Origin of the sequence: Streptomyces sp. NPDC001714 (assembly GCF_042892755.1) — a bacterium.
Lineage (GTDB): Bacteria > Actinomycetota > Actinomycetes > Streptomycetales > Streptomycetaceae > Streptomyces.
Map to the genome: position 1 here is coordinate 367774 of NZ_JBIAUL010000002.1, position 16314 is coordinate 384087.

The window sequence follows — 16314 nt, forward strand, 5'->3', positions numbered from 1 at the left end:
ACATCGCCGCACGCTCACGCTCCCCGGCGGGGAGGCGCCGGCACCGTCATGACCGGTTCCGCACGGACTCGCGCCGGCCCCGGATCGCCGGTCCCCGGAGCGCCGGGTGCGGGACCGCCGGCCCCCGGACCGCCGGCCCCCAGACCGCCGGCCCCCGTTCCGCCGGCCCCCGTTCCGCCGGCCCCCGGACCCCCGGACCCCGGACCCCCGGACCCCCGGCCCCCCGGCCCCCGGACCGCCGGGTGCCGGCGCGAGCACCGTCGCGGGGTCAGCCCGTGTGGCCCTCGCCGTGTCCGCCGTGGGCCGCGCCGTGGTCGAACTTCATCGCCTCCTCGGGCATGACCACGAAGGGCCGCATCATGCCCATGTCCTCGTGTTCGAGGAGATGGCAGTGGTACATGAAGCGGCCGTACGCGCCGTCGAACCTCCCCATCACGCGCAGGACCTGACCGCCCGGCACCCGGAAGACGTCCTTGTGGCCGAGCTCGTTCGGCGCCAGCGGAAGCTGTGTCGCCGGGTCGAACGCGATCGGCTTGCCGGTGCCGCCCACCGCCGGGTCGAAACCGGAGACGTCGTAGGCGTCGCGGCCCAGCAGCTGGAAGTCGGCCAGGTGGATGTGCATCGGGTGCACGATCGGCGCCAGGTTGAGGAAGCTCCACTGCTCGTAGGAGCCCTCGGCGATGGTGAACCCCAGCGCGTCGTTGAAGGTCCGGGATGTGCGCCGGTAGGTCTTCGTCGTGCCGTCCGCCCCGGTCAGCTGGATGACGCCGTCGGCCGGGACCTGGACGGAGCCGGGGTCGGTGACCTCCGTCATCTCCCAGATCTCCGGGTGGCCGCCGGCGCCCTTGGTGGCCGGCGGGGTGAGCACGATCAGGCGGTGGCCGTGCGGGATGTCGTGCGTGAGCCGTCGGAAGGAGCCGGAGAGCACCTCGGGCAGCTCGAACCCGTCCGTCGTACCGCCGCAGCCGACCCGGAACTCCATGACGGCGGGATACCGCACGTCACCCGCCGGGTCGGGCACGCCCGGCGGCTGGTTGCGGCCCTTGTTGACCAGGCGCAGCTTCCTGCCCTCCAGGCCCCGGAAGTCGGCGAGCAGGTCGAACCGCTCGGCAGGGGCCACGGTGAGCGTCGGCAGCGCCGCGTCGAAGTCGACCGGGACCGGGCGGGGCAGCAGCCCGCCGTCGCTGCCGATCTGGTGCAGCACGCCCGGGACCGGGTTGCCGTCCTCGTCGACGAGGACGAGTTCGTAGATGCGCGCGTTGGACGCGTTGACCAGCCGGAACCGGTACCAGCCGTCGGTCACCTCGGCGTACGGCCAGATGCGGCCGTTGACCGTGGTGTACGGGCCGGTGAACGGGGTGGTGACCGGCTTGCCCGTCTCCGGGTTCCGCTGCTGGACGATGACGGTCTTGTGCAGCAGCCGGCCGTTCAGGCGGCCGTCCTCGTCGGTGTCCAGGTTCCGGTCGGCGAGCAGCAGCGGGATCTCCCGCTCCCCGCACGGCAGCCCGAGGGCGTCCTCCTCGTCGTCACGGACCAGGTAGGTGCCGTACAGGCCGGTGTGCACGTTCCACCGCGTCACGTTCATGGCGTGGTCGTGGTACCACCACTGCACCGCCTGGTGGTCGTTGGGGTACTCCGAGAGCTGGGCGTCGCCGGAGCCGACGGCGTTGTCCGCCCAGCCGTCGTTGCCCCCGCCGGTCTGGGCTCCGTGCAGGTGGGTCACGGTCCAGGCGGGCAGGGCGGCGACGTCCTTGTCGGGTTCGGCGCCCTCGCGGCCGGGCTCGGTGTTCGGCTGGGGACGGCCGTCCGTGCGCAGCGGCACCTGCACCGAAGTGACCGGATACTCACTGCCCTTGGGGATCCGGTTGGTCCAGGCGATGCGGACGCGCTGCCCGCGGCGGACCTCGACGGTCGGGCCCGGCACCTGCCCGTCGTACCCCCACATCAGGGTCGGCGGGAGCTGCGGGTGCAGGCGGACCCAGGTCGGGCGGAGCGCGATCTCCGTCTCGCGCAGGACGTCGCCGGTGCCGGGCCGCAGGACGGGCGGGACCGGCAACGGTGCCACGTACGGCGCCAGTTCCTCCGCCGTCGGCGCCGTTTCCCCCGCGCCGCTTTCGGTGATCCTGTCGATGATGTCGGTCAAGGTCGAACACCCCCGTGTGTTCTGTGACTCTTGTGTGTTCTGCTATGTTCTGCGGTTCTTTTCCCCTCACTCCACAGGACTCCCGAGGCCCGGACGACGTTCCAGGAATGCACCCTTCCGCCTGAAAGGGTGAATATTTCCGGCCACCCGCGTGCGGACGCGGAAACGCCGCTCGGCACGGTCCGGGGAGGAGGACCGTGCCGAGCGGGTCAGGGCGGGGGTGGCGTCAGGCGGCGGTGCGCTGCCTGCGGCGGAGCGTCAGGTACGTGCCCGTGGCGCCGGCGGCCACCAGAGCGCCCGCGCCGAGGCTGACCGGCAGGGCCGGGAACTGGCCGGAGCCGGTCGCCGCGGCCGTGTCCACCATCGCGGGGCCCGGGGTGATGTGGGTGCTCACCGCGGAGACGTGGCGGATCGGGCCGATGTGCTTGACGGAGCCGTCCGAGTTCAGCAGCACCTGCTTGTTGTTCGGGTGCCGGAAGTCGAACATGTTCGTCAGCGAGCCCGCGGTGGCGTCGAAGGAGTGGTCGCCGACGCGGCCGGTGTGCCAGTTGTCCTCGATGAAGCGGGTGATCGAGGACTGGTCGGTCTGGGTGTGGTCGACCTTGTTCACCTTGCTGTACGGCGAGATGACCAGCAGCGGCTGCCGGGTGCCGGGGCCGCAGCGGTCGGCGTAGCCGCCGGACGCGGCCGGGCCGGACTGGCAGGCGGCGCTGTCGAGGGCCTTGCCGTTGGAGCCGACCGTGGTGTCCTTGGAGCCGTTGCGGGGCTTGGCGTAGGCGTGGTCGTACCAGCCGTCGGAGTCGTCGTAGGCGACGACGATCGCGGTGGACTTCCACTGCGGCGAGTTCTGGATGGTGTTGATCTCGTTGACGAGGAAGTGCTGCTCGTCGATCGGGTCGGAGTACCCGGCGTGGCCGTCCTGGTACTCACCGGCCTTGAGGAAGCTGACGGCCGGGAGCTTGCCCGCCTTGGCGACCGCGGTGAAGTCGGTCAGGTCGTAGTTGTGGTTCGCCTGGCCGTTGTGACCGATCTCGTTCACGTTCTTCGGCGCCACGTGGTGCGGGTTGGACGTCGACTTGTAGTACGAGAACGGGTTGTGGTGCGGGCTGTAGTCGACCACCGAGGCGCCGCCGACGTTGGTGTGCGTGGTGTCGCACTTGGCGTAGGAGCCGGACGTGCCGGTGTAGGCCGTGGACGGACGGAAGCCGCCCTGGAACCAGCCCCACGTCACGTGCTTGGAGTTGAGCAGATCACCGATGTTCCTGCCCTGCAGCGACGCCAGCGCGCTGGTGCTGGTGTGGTCCTTGTCGGAGCAGTCGTCGTAGGCCGGGTCGGGGTCGTTGACGACCGTGCCGACGCCCTTCGCGTCCGGGGAGGCGATGGCGTACGAGTCCGGCGTCGACGTCTGCTTGCCGGTGACCGAGTCCACCGAGATCGCGCCGTGCGTCTGACCCGAGACCAGGTTGAGCGCGCCGGGTGTGGAGGGGCCGTAGACCGAGCTGTAGGAGCGGTCGTTGAGGGCGTACTGCTGGGCGTAGTTCCACAGACCGGTGACGGTGTTGCCGTCGTAGTAGTCCATGACCAGGCCCGGCTCGCCGAACAGGCCGCCGGAGCACTTGTCGACCTCGGTGTTCTGCACGAACTGGTCGGCCTTGCCGCCGTCGTAGGCCAGCTGCTCGGGCCCGTAGGAGTGGTTCTGGTCGCAGGTCATCGCCTGCGACGAGGAGAGCCGCTTGGGCGCGTACTGGTTCGGGTTCTTCGTCAGCAGCCCGGCGTGGGCGACGGTGTCGATGTCCTTCGGGGTCTTCTTGGACGCCGTGAACTTCGTGCCGTCGGTGTTCGCGGCCTTCGGGTAGGTCGCGAAGTAGTGGTCGAAGGAGATGTTCTCGTCGAACAGCACGACCACGTGCTTGATCGGGGTCGCGGTCGACGAGCCGCCGCCGTGCCCGGCGGGTACGGCGGCCCAGCTGGGCGCGGTGCCTCCGAGGACCGTGAGCGCGGCGGCCCCCGCGAGGGCGCCGAGGCTCCTCATCGCCGTTCGTCTTCCTGTGCTGGCCATGCTGGTTCCCCTCCGGGCATGAACGTCACTGCGTCGTACAGGCAGGGATGCTTCGCCCGCTTGCGGGCGCTACGGCGGAGCCATGATGGCGGCTGGATGAACACCGGGTCAGGGATGCTGGGGCAAATTTTGACGGTGTATTGACCGTTCGGGCTACGGAATTGCCGTGGAGTTGTTCGAACAAGCTCAGGTGAGCAGGGCGCGTCCGTACCAGTCGTCGCGGTCCCGCACCCCGGGCAGGGCGAAGAAGTAGCCGCCGCCGAAGGGCGAGATGTAGTCGACCAGCGGCTCCCCGGCCAGCCGCTTCTGCACGGTCTCGAACTGCCGGGCCAGGTCCTGCTGGTAGCAGCAGAACAGCAGGCCCATGTCGAGGTTGCCGTTGCCGTCCATGCCCCGGTCGTAGTTGTAGGCACGGCGCAGGAGCCGCTGGTCGGCGGTGGCCGTGGTGCGCGGGTTGGCCAGCCGGATGTGCGCGTCCAGCGGGATGACGTCGCCCTTGGGGTCGTCGGCGTAATCAGGCGTGTCGTGCTCGGCGTTGCCGTCCAGGGGCGCCCCGGACTCGCGGGAACGGCCGAACATCCGCTCCTGCTCGCTCAGCGAGACCCGGTCCCAGAACTCCACCAGCATGCGGATCAGCCGCACCACCTGATAGCTTCCGCCGACCGTCCAGTCCGGTTCGCCGGAGTCCTGGCCGACCCACACCAGCCGGTCCATCTCCCGGGTGCTGGTGGTCTCCGGGTTGGCGGTGCCGTCCTTGAAGCCCAGCAGGTTGCGCGGGGTGCCGGACGGGCGGGGCGGACTGGTGAAGCCGTCCAGCCGCCAGCGGACCTGCATGCCGCCCCGGGTGTGCCGGGCGATGTCGCGCAGTGCGTGCAGCACGGTGTCGGTGTCATCCGCGTGCAACTGCAAACTGAGGTCGCCGTGGCACCACGCGGGCCGGAGGTCGTCGTCCGGGAACGCAGGCATCGTCGTCAGCCGACGCGGTCTCAGTTTTTGGAGCCCGTACCGGTCGTCGAAGAGCGAGCCGCCTACGCCGACGGTCACCGCGAGCGCTCCGGAGGGCAGTTGCTCGCCGAGGACTCCGGAGTCGGCGGGCGGGCCGGTGACACCGACCGGGTCCGGGGTGCCGCCCGAGGTCAGGAAGCGGGCGCGGTCGGTGAGCGTGTGCAGCAGCTCGGTCAGGTCCGCGCGGTTCTCGGCGGTGACGTCGAAGGACGTGAACACGGTCGTCCGGCGGGGCGTGGCGATCGCGGACTGCTGGCGGGCGCCGTGGAAGGGAGCGATCGTGCTGGGGGCGGTGGGGTCCGTGCTGGGGGCGGCCGCGCCGCCCGCGGCCAGCCCGGCGCCCGCGAGGGCCGCGCCGCGCAGGAACCCGCGGCGGCCCACTCCGCCCTTGCCGGCCGTCTCGTCGGTGCTCATACCGTCCTCCGCGGATCGCACAGGGTCGCCACCGACGCCAGCCGCTCCACCAGGTCGCCGAGGACCGCGTCGACGTCCTCGCGCTGCCGGTGACCGAGCTTGCCGAGCGGTGTCCAGGTGCCGCCGTGCCCGAAGCCGTCGAGCGTCCTGCCGGCCTGCTTCAACTCGCTCTCGAGACCGGCCAGATCGGCGTACCGGGTGGCGAGCAGCGGGTGCAGCCGGGACATGACCTCCACCGTGCCGTCCAGGTTGGCGCGGGCGGTGGCGAGGTTGCTGCCGCTGCCGTAGTCGGTACGGCCGGTCAGCTCGAACTGCACCGTGTTCTCCAGGATCTCGTGCGCCCGCAGCCCCAGCTGGGCCGGGTCCATCCGGGTCTGCGCCCAGTCGTCGCGCAGCGCCGTGACCGCCTTCACCAGCTCGGCCGCCGGACCGCGCAGGCCGGCGGCGGGCTCGCCGTGCCACAGGCCGTACTCGATCCGGTGGAAGCCGGTGAAGTCCTTGTCGTGCACCCCGCCGGGCAACCCCGCGTCCGTGCCGTTGATCGCGCCGTCGGCGTCGCCGAAGGCGTCGTACGCGGCGCCCAGCCGCTCGTACTCCAGGTGCGCCGGCAGCCACGCGGTGCGGGCGGCGGCCAGATCGCCGCGGTCGACCGCGTCCCGCAGGGCGGCCGTCAGCCGTACGACGTCGGACAGGCCGCTGCCGACCCACTTCTGGTAGGCGAGCGCCGGCGGGATCAGGTCGTGCTCGGTGACCGGGGCCGCGGCCGGGCCGCTACGGCCCTTGGCGATCCGGACGGTCGGCCCGGTGACGGCGTCGGCGTCGTCGGGCACGCACTTGAACGCGTACGCGCCCCTGCCGAGCCGGACGGTCAGCTCCCGGGTGGTACCGGGCCCGATGTCCTCCACCTCGCCGTACACGGCCTGGCTCCCGGGGTCCTCCAGGAGGACCCCGGCGGCCCCGTCGGTCGGGTTGTGCAGGTCGAAGACCTGGACGCCGGAAACCGGCGCGCTCCACCCCCGGCCGCAGCGGCTGGCGGACACCTCCACGGTGGTGTGCGGCAACGCGGCCGAGTCGGCGTGTGCGGGGTGTGAGTCGTGCGTGAGCGCCAGAACTCCGGCCACCAGGCACACGACGGCGACACCGACGACCGTCCAGGGACGCAACGACCTCCAGTTGAGGCCGGACAACACCATCCCGAGCTCCCGGGGGTTCGTACCGTTCGTGATCGCCTCATGTTAGGCAGCCCTTTGTACTCGAACGGCCGTCCAGGGAAACCCATGACCAAGAGTTCCCTGCCGGTTCACCGGACCTCCGGGGGAGCCGCTCAGTCGGTACCGGGCTGGACCAGCCTGAAGACGGCGCGGGCACCGGCGCGCCGCACGGCCTGCCGCAGCCGCGCCGGGAACGGACGCGCGGCGGCGGCCGGGACGCGGGCACCTGCCAGGCGGGGAAAGAGAGCCTCGGCGTTGCCGCGGTCGACGGCGGTGAGGGTGCCGGGGTCGACGCCGCTGTCCAGCCCGTTGGCGAAGTACTGGCCCGCCGCGGCCGGCGCGAACGGCCAGTCGCTGCCGAACAGGACGTGCCCGGGCCGGGCGAAGGCGAGCAGCGTGGGCAGCGCGGCCGGACTGGAGGAGAGCGCGGTGTCGAAGTAGAAGCCGCGGAGGTCCTCCAGGATGTCCAGCGGGCTGCGCCCGGTGTCGGCCGCGAGGGCGACGGCCATGCGGTGCGAGGCGTACGGCACGAAACCGCCCGCGTGACTGAGGACGAACCGGATGCGCGGGTACCGGCGCACGACGCCGTTGCGCACCAGGAGATACGCGGCGCGGGTGGTGTCGAGGAGGAAGTCGGCGGCGAACGGCGGGATCCCCGCCACGGTGGGCCCGGGCAACTCGGCCGGGTGCACGAACGCGACGGCGCCGTGCTCGTCCAGCACCCGCCACAGGGCGTCCTGGCCGTCGGCCCCGAGGTAGTCGCCGCCGGTGTTGGCGAGCAGGGTGACGCCGTCGGCGCCGAGCCCGGCGAGCGCGCCTTCGGCCTCCCGGGCGGCCGCGGCGGCGTCCGGCAGCGGCAGGGTGGCGAACCAGCCGAAGCGGCCGGGGTGCTCGGCGGCGAGCGCGGCGGAGAAGTCGTTGAGCCGCCGGGCCAGGGCGGCGGCCTCGCCGGGGCCGGTGAGGAATCCGGTGCCCGGCGTGGAGACGGACAGGATCGCCGTCTCGGTGCCGAGCAGATCCATCTGCTCCAGCGCCGCCTCGGGACTCCAGTCGGGCAGGGCGCGGCCGCCCGCCTCGGCGATCCCGTGCCTGGCGAGGGCGTCGCGGTAGAAGGGCGGAACCAGGTGCTGGTGGACGTCGATCCGGCGAGGTGCGCTGGTCATGGGAGTGCCTTTCCCGTCGGGACGGCTCTTGACCGCCCTCTGACGGCCTGCTTACCGTAGTGGACATTCCAATTGGAGCAAACGCTACAGCAAAGAGCCGCGACGGGAGCGACATGAGGTGGTCCGGTGAGTGAGACGAGCACCGTGCACAGAGCCGACGAGGGCGCCTACGACGTGGCGGTGATCGGTTACGGGCCCACGGGGGTGACGGCCGCGAACCTGCTGGGTGGGATGGGGCTGCGGGTCGTGGTGGTGGAGCGGGACGCGGAGGTCTTCTCCCGGGCGCGGGCGATCTCCACGGACGAGGAGGTCATCCGGATCTGGCAGCGGATCGGCCTGGCCGAGCGGCTGAAGCTGGACATGCTCGCCGAGCGGCCGCTGGACTTCGTCGACGCGCGGGGCCGTACCTTCCTCAGCGCGTGCCCCGCCCCGCGTGGTCACGGGCATCCGCCGCAGATGTTCCTCTACCAGCCCGCGCTGGAGCAGGTCCTGCGCGACGGCGTCGACCGGTACCCGAACGTGGAGGTGCTGCTGCGCCACGAGTGCCTGCGGCTGCGTCAGGACACGGACGGCGTCGAGCTGACGGTCGTGGGCGCCGACGACTCGGTACGGCGGCTGCGCGCGAAGTACGTGATCGCGGCCGACGGCGGCTCCAGCCTCACCCGGGCCCAGCTGAACGTGGGGTACGAGGGGCGGACGTACGAGGACCGCTGGGTGGTCATCGACACGGAGATGCTGAAGCCGTGGCCGGACCACGACCGGCTGCGGTTCCGCTGCGACCCGGCCCGCCCGGCGGTGGACTGCCCGACGCCGCTCGGCCATCACCGCTGGGAGTTCCCGGTCCTGCCCGGCGACGACGAGAAACACCTGACCGGTGACGACGCGATCTACGCGATGGTGTCGCGGTACGGGATCGGCCGGGACCAGATCAAGATCCTGCGGGCCACCGTCTACAGCCACCACGTCCGCTTCGCCGCCCGGTTCCGGGTGGGCCGGGTCTTCCTGGCGGGGGACGCGGCGCACGCGATGCCGCCGTGGATCGGGCAGGGCATGGCGGCGGGGGTGCGGGACGCGGCCAACCTCTGCTGGAAGCTGGCCGCCGTGCTGCGGGGCGAACTGCCGGAGAGCCTGCTCGACTCCTACGAGGCCGAGCGCAAGCCGCATGTGAAGGAGGTGACCCGGCGGGCGGTGTTCGTCGGCCGCCTCATCACCGAACGCCGACTCCCGGTGGCGCGGGCCCGGAACGGCGCGCTGCGGGCGATCCGCCCGGTGTCGGGTCTCACCTCCCGGCTGGTGGACTCGAACTGGATACCGGTCGCGTCCTACGCCAAGGGCTTCCAGGCCCGGCCCCGCACCAAGGCCTCCGGGCAGCAGATTCCGCAGCCCTGGGTGATCGGCTCCGACGGGGAGCGGGTCCGCCTGGACGACGTCCTCGGCGGCCGCTGGCTGCTCCTGCACCTCGGCCTGCCCCGCCCGCAGCAGGCGTGGGAGCGGGCCGGCGTGCCCTCGCTGGCGGTCCTGCCGGCGGGTTCGCGTCCGGCCGAGGGCGCGGTCGTGGACAGCGACGGTGTGCTGCTGCCCTGGCTGGCGAAGCGCGACGTGACCACGCTCGCCCTGCGCCCCGACGCCTATGTCTACGCCGCCGCGCCCGCCGGCGTCCAACTCCCCCGGCCACCGGACGGGTTCGCACCCGTACCACGACCCGCCGCCGTCTCCGCCCAGTGAGGACCACCCCCATGACCACACACATGCAGCCGCCGTCGATGCAGGAGTCGCTGCTCGACGTCGCGGGCAAGAAGATCTTCGTCGCGGAGACCGGTGACGGCCCGGCCGTCCTGCTCCTGCACGGCGGCGGCCCCGGCGCCTCCGGCGTCTCCAACTACAGCCGCAACATCGCCGAACTGGCCAAGGAACACCGGGTCATCGTCCCCGACCTGCCCGGCTATGGCCGCAGCACCAAAGGCATCGACGGCACCGACCCGTTCGGCTACCTCGCCGACCACATCCGTGGCCTCCTCGACCGGCTCGGCCTGGACAAGGCCCACCTGGTCGGCAACTCCTACGGCGGCGCCTGCGCGCTGCGCCTCGCCCTGGACACCCCCGACCGGGTCGACCGCATGGTCCTGATGGGCCCCGGCGGCATCGGCACCACCCGCGCCCTGCCCACCCCCGGCCTCAACAGCCTCCTCACCTACTACTCCGGGGACGGTCCTTCGCGGCTGAAGCTGGAGAAGTTCATCCGCACCCACCTGGTCTTCAACGCGGCCGAGGTGCCCGCCTCGGTCATCGACTCCCGTTACCAGGACAGCATCGACCCCGAGGTCGTCGCGAACCCGCCGCTGACCCGCCCGAAGTCCCTCGGCACCGTGTGGAAGATGGACTTCACCCGCGACAGGCGCCTGGCACGCCTGCCGGTGCCGACCCTGGTGCTGTGGGGTGCCGCGGACAAGGTCAACCGGCCCTCCGGCGGCCGGATGCTGGCCGACCGGATGCCCAACTGCGACCTGTACGAGGTCGCCAACACCGGGCACTGGGTGCAGTGGGAGCGTGCCGAGCTGTTCAACAGCGTGTGCGCGGACTTCCTGGCGGGCCGGCGATGACCACGCATCCTGACGTCTTCGGGTCCGTGCACCTCGGTTATCTGGTCATCGAGACACAGAGGTTCGGTGACTGGCGTCGTTTCGGCACCGACGCCATCGGTATGCACCACGACGACCTCGACACCGGGCTGATGCGGTTCCGCCTCGACGACCACGAGTGCCGGTTCCTGCTGCGGCGCGGCCCCGCCGAGGACGTCGTCGCCCTCGGCTGGCACCTGGACGACCACACCACCTTCGAGCAGATCGAGGCCCGGGTCCGCGCCCACGGCGTCCCCGCGGTGGAGGGCACCACCGAGGAGGCGAAGCAGCGCGGCGTCGAACGCCTGCTCCGCTTCCCCGGCCCCAAGGGCATCACCCAGGAGATCTACACCACCCCCGTCCTCGCCACGGCCCCCCTCACGATGCTCGCGTCCGGCTGGGTCACCGGCGACTCCGGCATGGGCCACGTCGCCATCACCTCGGCCAAACCCACCCTCATGCGCGGCTACTTCAACACCGTCTTCGACGCCCGCCTCACCGACTACATCGACGAGACCATCAGCGGCGTCAAACTCAAGATCCGCTTCCTGCGCGTCAACGAACGCCACCACTCCATCGCCATCGCCGCCGTCCGCGCCCTGCCCATCGACCCCGTCCGCACCCGCGTCCAGCACCTCAACATCCAGGCCGCCTCCCTGGACGACCTCGCCCGCAGCTACCAACGCGTCCACGAACTCGGCTTCGACATGGCCCTGTCGGTCGGCCGGCACACCAACGACAAGGAACTCTCCTACTACGCCCGCACCCCCTCCGGCTTCGAGTGGGAGGTCGGCTGGAACCCGATCGTCGTCGACGAGTCCACCTGGGAACCCAGCACCCACCAGGGCATCAGCATCTGGGGCCACACCCCCGTCGGCCGGACCATCGTCGACAGACTCGACCAGCTCCGCGCCGGCACCCGCTCCCTGCTCCACCCGGAGAAGACCGTCCCCGCACTGAGTGGCGGCGGCATCCCCGACGAGTGACGGCCCGGCCCGTCGCCCGTGCACAAGGCCGTCGGTGTGTCCCCGTACCGCTCCCGCAGTGCCGTCAGCGTCTCGGCCGGCCGAGCTTCGCCCGGCACGCCGTCGAGTGTGTGGGGCGCCCAGCCCGGAGGCCGGTTGACGCCGTCGCTCCGCCAGGTCCACGGCGATGACGGTGCCGACGCCGAGGACGGCGGCACCGTCATCACCGGCGGCGAGGCCGACACCGGCGGCCTCCGCTTCTCCGGCGCCCCTTCGTCGCCGTCGGCCGCCGCCCCCGACCGCCGATCGGCACGCCTTTCGACGGGTCGGCGTGCTGTGGACGAAACGGACACGAGAAGATCGTCCGACGCACGCGTCCACCCCGTCCCGGAAGGAACCGACGAGATCATGCGCCTCATCGTGGCCCGCGGCCCGGCGGAGGTGTCCGGATGACCGGCGCCGAGGAACACGTCCTGCTGCACGTCGACGGACGGGCCGCGCACATCACGCTCAACCGCCCGAAGGCCATCAACGCCCTGTCCCACGCGATGGTGCGCCGTATCGACGAGGCCCTCACCGCCTGGGAGCACGAACCCGCCGTCGAGACCGTCGTCATCACCGGCGCGGGGGAGCGCGGTCTGTGCGCGGGCGGTGACATCCGCGCCGTCCACGACGACGCCCGCGACGGCGACGGGTCGGCCGCGGCCGCGTTCTGGCGTGACGAGTACCGGCTCAACGCCCGCATCGCCCGGTACCCGAAGCCCTACGTCGCGCTCATGGACGGCATCGTGATGGGCGGCGGGGTCGGTGTCTCGGCGCACGGCAGTGTCCGGATCGCCACCGAGCGGTCGCGGATCGCCATGCCGGAGACCGGGATCGGCTTCGTGCCCGACGTCGGCGGCACCTACCTGCTCGGCCGGGCGCCCGGCGGACTCGGCACCCATCTCGCCCTGACCGGCGCCCAGATCGGCGCCGCCGACGCCGTGCTCTGCGGACTCGCCGACCACTACATGCCGTCCGGCTCGCTCCGGACATTCGTCTCCGACCTCGCCGGCCTGCCCGTGTCCGAGGCGCTCGCCCGGCAGGTACGGCAGGCGCCCGACGGGGAGTTGGCCGGGTACCGGGCGTGGATCGACGCCTGCTACGCGGCCGACACCGTCGAGGAGATCGTCGAGCGGCTGCTCGCGTACGGCGGCCCGGCGGCGAAGGAGGCTGCGGACACCCTGCTCACCAGGTCGCCCACCGCCCTGAAGGTCACGCTGGAGGCGCTGCGCCGAGCCCGGCAACTCGGCTCGCTGGAACGGGTCCTGGACCAGGAGTACCGCGTCTCCTGCGCGACCCTCGCGAGCCATGACCTGGTGGAGGGCATCCGCGCCCAGGTCGTCGACAAGGACCGCGCCCCGCGCTGGTCCCCGGCCACCCTCGCCGAGGTCACCGACGCCGACGTCGACCGCTTCTTCGCCCCGCTCGGCGAGTGCGAACTGGGCCTCGCCCCACCCGTCTGACCCGCCCCACCGGCCGTCCACCAGGCGCGAGACGAAGATCACGCCTGGTGACGCGGTCTTGGCCGTGCTCCTGACACGCGGTACGGTCTGTCCGATATCGACGACGGCGAGACGGAACCCGGTGGGAATCCGGAACGGTCGCGCCACTGTATGCGAGAGCCCCCGGGCTGCTCGTGAGTCAGACCCGTGGCCGTCGTCCTGTGCACCACCGAGATGGGACGCGAACTCCCAGAGGAGGTCCTGCCATGGCGCAGACCGTCGCTTCGCCGACAGCCACCACCCCCGCCGTTCCCGCCAAGCTGCCGCTCTCCGCGATAGCTCCGTGGGCGGTCTTCTTCGGCATCCTGATGCTGATCCTGCTCTACTTCGTCGGCGCCGAACAGGGCGCCACCTCCGTGTTCAGCGGCACGGACGTCCACGAGTGGGTGCACGACGCCCGCCACCTGCTCGGCTTCCCCTGCCACTGACGCGAGGGGCGCCGTACCACCCATGAACTCCGCAACGGTCCGGAACCTCCTGGTGCGGGGCATGCTCGCCGGCCTGGCCGCCGGCCTGCTCGCCCTCGTCGTCGCCTACCTGCTCGGTGAGCCGAACGTCGACAAGGCGATCAGCTTCGAGGACGCCCACTCGCACGAGCACGAGATGGAGGTCGTCTCCCGCTCCCTCCAGTCCACCGCCGGCCTGGCCACCGGTGTCCTCGTCTACGGGGTCGCCTTCGGCGGCATCGCCGCCCTGGCCTTCTGCTTCGCCCTCGGCCGCGTCGGCCGTCTCTCGCCGCGGGCGACGGCGCTGCTGCTGTCCGGCTGCGCGCTGACGGCCGTGTACGTGGTGCCGTTCCTGAAGTACCCGGCCAACCCGCCGTCGGTGGGCGACCCGGACACCATCGGGAAGCGGACCACGCTGTACTTCCTGATGATGCTGCTCAGCGTGCTCCTCGCGGTCGCCGCCACCCTCCTCGGCAAGCGGCTCCGACCGCGGCTGGGCACGTGGTGGGCGACCGTGCTCGCGGTGTTCGCGTTCGCCGTCGTCATCGGGCTGGCGTACCAGTTCCTGCCGGTCGTCAACGAGGTGCCGGCGGACTTCCCGGCCACCCTGCTGTGGCGGTTCCGGCTCTCGGCGCTCGCCATCCAGGCGGTGCTGTGGGGCGGATTCGGCCTGCTGTTCGGCGAGTTGGCCGAGCGCGTCCTCAACCCGAAGCCGGCGAAGGCACCGGCTGCCCCGCGTACCGTGCCCGCTCCGCACTGACCGGGAGCGCGGCACGGCGAACGACACGAGAGGGCCCACCGGAACCGTCCGGGGGCCCTCTCGCGTTCGCTCACACCGTCGTGGGCCTGCGCGCCGACGGCCGGCCCCACCTGAACCGACGTCGGCATCCCGCCGAACCGGTCGCTCACCCCCGTTCCATCTTCGAACAGCGGGCGCCCGGTGAGGTACGTCTGCTGTGAACCGGCCGTGAACCCGCCGTGTCTTCGGCGCGCGGCCGGTGCCGCACTCGCGTCCGAGACCGCTGACAAGGAAAGATGGGCCGCGAGTGATCGATCAACGACTGCGGAGGAAGTGGACTCATGCCGCATGAGCGAGCGGGCCGGCCGGCGGCTCCGGAGGACCTCGTCGACGTGGCCCGGCTGGTCACGGCCTACTACGCGCTGCACCCCGACCCGTCCGACCCGGGCCAGCGGGTGGCGTTCGGCACCTCGGGACACCGTGGGTCGTCGCTGACGACCGCGTTCAACGAGGACCACATCGCGGCCACCAGCCAGGCCATCTGCGAGTACCGGAGCGGCCAGGGCACCGACGGCCCCCTCTTCCTGGGCGCCGACACCCACGCCCTGTCCGAGCCGGCCAAGGTCACCGCACTGGAGGTCTTCGCCGCCAACGGTGTGACCGTCCTGATCGACAGTGCCGACGGCTACACCCCGACCCCCGCCGTCTCGCACGCGATCCTCACCCACAACCGGGGCCGTACCACCGGCCTCGCGGACGGTGTCGTGGTCACCCCCTCGCACAACCCGCCCGCCGACGGCGGCTTCAAGTACAACCCGCCCAGCGGCGGCCCCGCCGCCTCCGACGCCACCTCCTGGATCCAGGACCGCGCCAACCAGATCATCGCGGGCGGGATGAAGGACGTACAGCGCATCCCCTACGAGCGCGCGCTCGCCGCGCCGGCCACCGGCCGGTACGACTTCATGGGCGTCTACGTCGACGACCTGCCCAGCGTCCTCGACCTCGACGCGGTCCGGGCCTCCGGGCTGCGCATCGGCGCCGACCCGCTCGGCGGCGCCTCCGTCGCCTACTGGGGCCGGATCGCCGAACGGCACAGCCTCGACCTCACCGTCGTCAACCCGTACACCGACCCCACCTGGCGCTTCATGACGCTGGACTGGGACGGCAGGATCCGCATGGACTGCTCGTCGCCGTACGCGATGGCCTCGCTCATCGAGAAGCGCGACGAGTTCCGGGTCGCCACCGGCAACGACGCCGACGCCGACCGGCACGGCATCGTCACCCGCGACGCCGGCCTGATGAACCCCAACCACTACCTCGCCGTCGCCATCTCCTACCTGTACCGCCACCGCGAGCAGTGGGCGGCGGGCGCCGGTGTCGGCAAGACCCTCGTCTCGTCCTCGATGATCGACCGGGTCGCCGCCGACCTCGGCCGTCAACTGGTCGAGGTCCCGGTCGGCTTCAAGTGGTTCGTGGACGGACTGGTCAGCGGCGCGATCGGGTTCGGCGGCGAGGAGTCGGCCGGCGCCTCCTTCCTGCGCCGCGACGGCTCCGTGTGGACGACCGACAAGGACGGCATCCTGCTCGCCCTGCTCGCCTCCGAGATCACGGCCGTGACGGACAAGACCCCGTCCGAGCAGTACGCCGCCCTCACCGCCCGCTTCGGCGAACCCGCCTACGCCCGCATCGACGCCCCCGCGACCCGCGAGGAGAAGGCGCTCCTCGCCAAGCTCTCCCCGGCCCAGGTCACCGCCGAGTCCCTGGCCGGTGAGGCGGTCACCGCGGTGCTCACGGAGGCACCGGGCAACGGCGCCGCGATCGGCGGCATCAAGGTGACCACGGAGAACGCCTGGTTCGCGGCCCGCCCGTCCGGCACCGAGGACGTCTACAAGATCTACGCCGAGTCCTTCCAGGGCCCCGACCACCTGGCCCGGGTGCAGGAGGAGGCCAAGGCGGTGGTGAACACCGCACTCGGCGGCTGACGACGGGGGCGGCGCGGTGCCGGGC

13 protein-coding genes and 1 riboswitch are annotated in these 16314 nt (G+C 71.9%); of the genes, 8 read left to right on the forward strand and 5 right to left on the reverse strand.

Translation table 11 applies throughout. The annotated features are described in order from the left end of the window. Positions 1-268: 268 nt before the first annotated feature. From phsA to ACFY0P_RS06235, 5 genes are all read right to left on the reverse strand, one after another. Positions 269-2143, reverse strand: coding sequence for an O-aminophenol oxidase PhsA (gene phsA / locus ACFY0P_RS06215; protein ID WP_388907900.1), 1875 nt, complete (start codon positions 2141-2143; stop codon positions 269-271). Positions 2144-2369: 226 nt separating this feature from the next. Beyond that, complete coding sequence (locus ACFY0P_RS06220; RefSeq protein ID WP_388907902.1) at positions 2370-4175, reverse strand: phospholipase C; 1806 nt, start codon at positions 4173-4175, stop codon at positions 2370-2372. Positions 4176-4388: 213 nt separating this feature from the next. Then, complete coding sequence (efeB, locus tag ACFY0P_RS06225) at positions 4389-5621, reverse strand: iron uptake transporter deferrochelatase/peroxidase subunit (protein WP_388907904.1); 1233 nt, start codon at positions 5619-5621, stop codon at positions 4389-4391. Next, positions 5618-6814: an EfeM/EfeO family lipoprotein gene (locus ACFY0P_RS06230; protein WP_388907906.1), complete on the reverse strand. Its 1197-nt coding sequence runs from the start codon at positions 6812-6814 to the stop codon at positions 5618-5620. Before ACFY0P_RS06230 ends, efeB begins: the two co-directional genes overlap by 4 nt. A 131-nt stretch (positions 6815-6945) precedes the next feature. After that, entirely contained in the window at positions 6946-7995 is a 1050-nt protein-coding gene (locus ACFY0P_RS06235) for an amidohydrolase family protein (protein ID WP_388907908.1), read from the reverse strand. A gap of 126 nt (positions 7996-8121) precedes the next feature. On the opposite strand from ACFY0P_RS06235, the gene ACFY0P_RS06240 reads away from it, so the two are divergent. The 8 genes from ACFY0P_RS06240 (at position 8122) to pgm (ending at position 16289) form a co-directional block, all read left to right on the forward strand. Continuing rightward, entirely contained in the window at positions 8122-9720 is a 1599-nt protein-coding gene (locus ACFY0P_RS06240; RefSeq protein ID WP_388907910.1) for a bifunctional 3-(3-hydroxy-phenyl)propionate/3-hydroxycinnamic acid hydroxylase, read from the forward strand. A gap of 11 nt (positions 9721-9731) precedes the next feature. Next, on the forward strand, positions 9732-10595 hold the full coding sequence (locus tag ACFY0P_RS06245) for an alpha/beta fold hydrolase (protein ID WP_388907912.1): 864 nt from the start codon (positions 9732-9734) through the stop codon (positions 10593-10595). Beyond that, complete coding sequence (locus ACFY0P_RS06250) at positions 10592-11599, forward strand: VOC family protein (protein ID WP_388907914.1); 1008 nt, start codon at positions 10592-10594, stop codon at positions 11597-11599. Before ACFY0P_RS06245 ends, ACFY0P_RS06250 begins: the two co-directional genes overlap by 4 nt. A gap of 135 nt (positions 11600-11734) precedes the next feature. Then, entirely contained in the window at positions 11735-12031 is a 297-nt protein-coding gene (locus ACFY0P_RS06255; protein ID WP_388907916.1) for a hypothetical protein, read from the forward strand. Further along, the gene (locus ACFY0P_RS06260; protein ID WP_388907918.1) at positions 12028-13083 is read left to right on the forward strand and encodes an enoyl-CoA hydratase/isomerase family protein; all 1056 of its coding nucleotides are present in this window, start codon (positions 12028-12030) and stop codon (positions 13081-13083) included. The genes ACFY0P_RS06255 and ACFY0P_RS06260 overlap by 4 nt, the downstream gene beginning before the upstream one ends. 67 nt (positions 13084-13150) lie before the next feature. Beyond that, a riboswitch (cobalamin riboswitch) is annotated at positions 13151-13292 on the forward strand. A 36-nt stretch (positions 13293-13328) separates the two neighbouring features. Beyond that, a complete protein-coding gene (locus tag ACFY0P_RS06265; RefSeq protein ID WP_388907920.1) occupies positions 13329-13550 on the forward strand; it encodes a CbtB-domain containing protein in 222 nt (73 codons plus the stop codon). Positions 13551-13572: 22 nt separating this feature from the next. Further along, complete coding sequence (locus tag ACFY0P_RS06270) at positions 13573-14328, forward strand: CbtA family protein (protein WP_388907922.1); 756 nt, start codon at positions 13573-13575, stop codon at positions 14326-14328. A gap of 320 nt (positions 14329-14648) precedes the next feature. Beyond that, positions 14649-16289, forward strand: coding sequence for a phosphoglucomutase (alpha-D-glucose-1,6-bisphosphate-dependent) (gene pgm / locus ACFY0P_RS06275; RefSeq protein WP_388907924.1), 1641 nt, complete (start codon positions 14649-14651; stop codon positions 16287-16289). The last annotated feature ends 25 nt before the right edge of the window (positions 16290-16314 follow it).

Bases quoted from the DNA above. Each gene is read 5' to 3' on its own strand.
- ACFY0P_RS06220 (WP_388907902.1), bottom strand. From the start codon at position 4,175: ATGAGGAGCCTCGGCGCCCTCGCGGGGGCCGCCGCGCTCACGGTCCTC.
- efeB (WP_388907904.1), bottom strand. From the start codon at position 5,621: ATGAGCACCGACGAGACGGCCGGCAAGGGCGGAGTGGGCCGCCGCGGG.
- ACFY0P_RS06230 (WP_388907906.1), bottom strand. From the start codon at position 6,814: ATGGTGTTGTCCGGCCTCAACTGGAGGTCGTTGCGTCCCTGGACGGTC.
- ACFY0P_RS06235 (WP_388907908.1), bottom strand. From the start codon at position 7,995: ATGACCAGCGCACCTCGCCGGATCGACGTCCACCAGCACCTGGTTCCG.
- ACFY0P_RS06245 (WP_388907912.1), top strand. From the start codon at position 9,732: ATGACCACACACATGCAGCCGCCGTCGATGCAGGAGTCGCTGCTCGAC.
- ACFY0P_RS06250 (WP_388907914.1), top strand. From the start codon at position 10,592: ATGACCACGCATCCTGACGTCTTCGGGTCCGTGCACCTCGGTTATCTG.
- ACFY0P_RS06260 (WP_388907918.1), top strand. From the start codon at position 12,028: ATGACCGGCGCCGAGGAACACGTCCTGCTGCACGTCGACGGACGGGCC.
- ACFY0P_RS06265 (WP_388907920.1), top strand. From the start codon at position 13,329: ATGGCGCAGACCGTCGCTTCGCCGACAGCCACCACCCCCGCCGTTCCC.
- ACFY0P_RS06270 (WP_388907922.1), top strand. From the start codon at position 13,573: ATGAACTCCGCAACGGTCCGGAACCTCCTGGTGCGGGGCATGCTCGCC.
- pgm (WP_388907924.1), top strand. From the start codon at position 14,649: ATGCCGCATGAGCGAGCGGGCCGGCCGGCGGCTCCGGAGGACCTCGTC.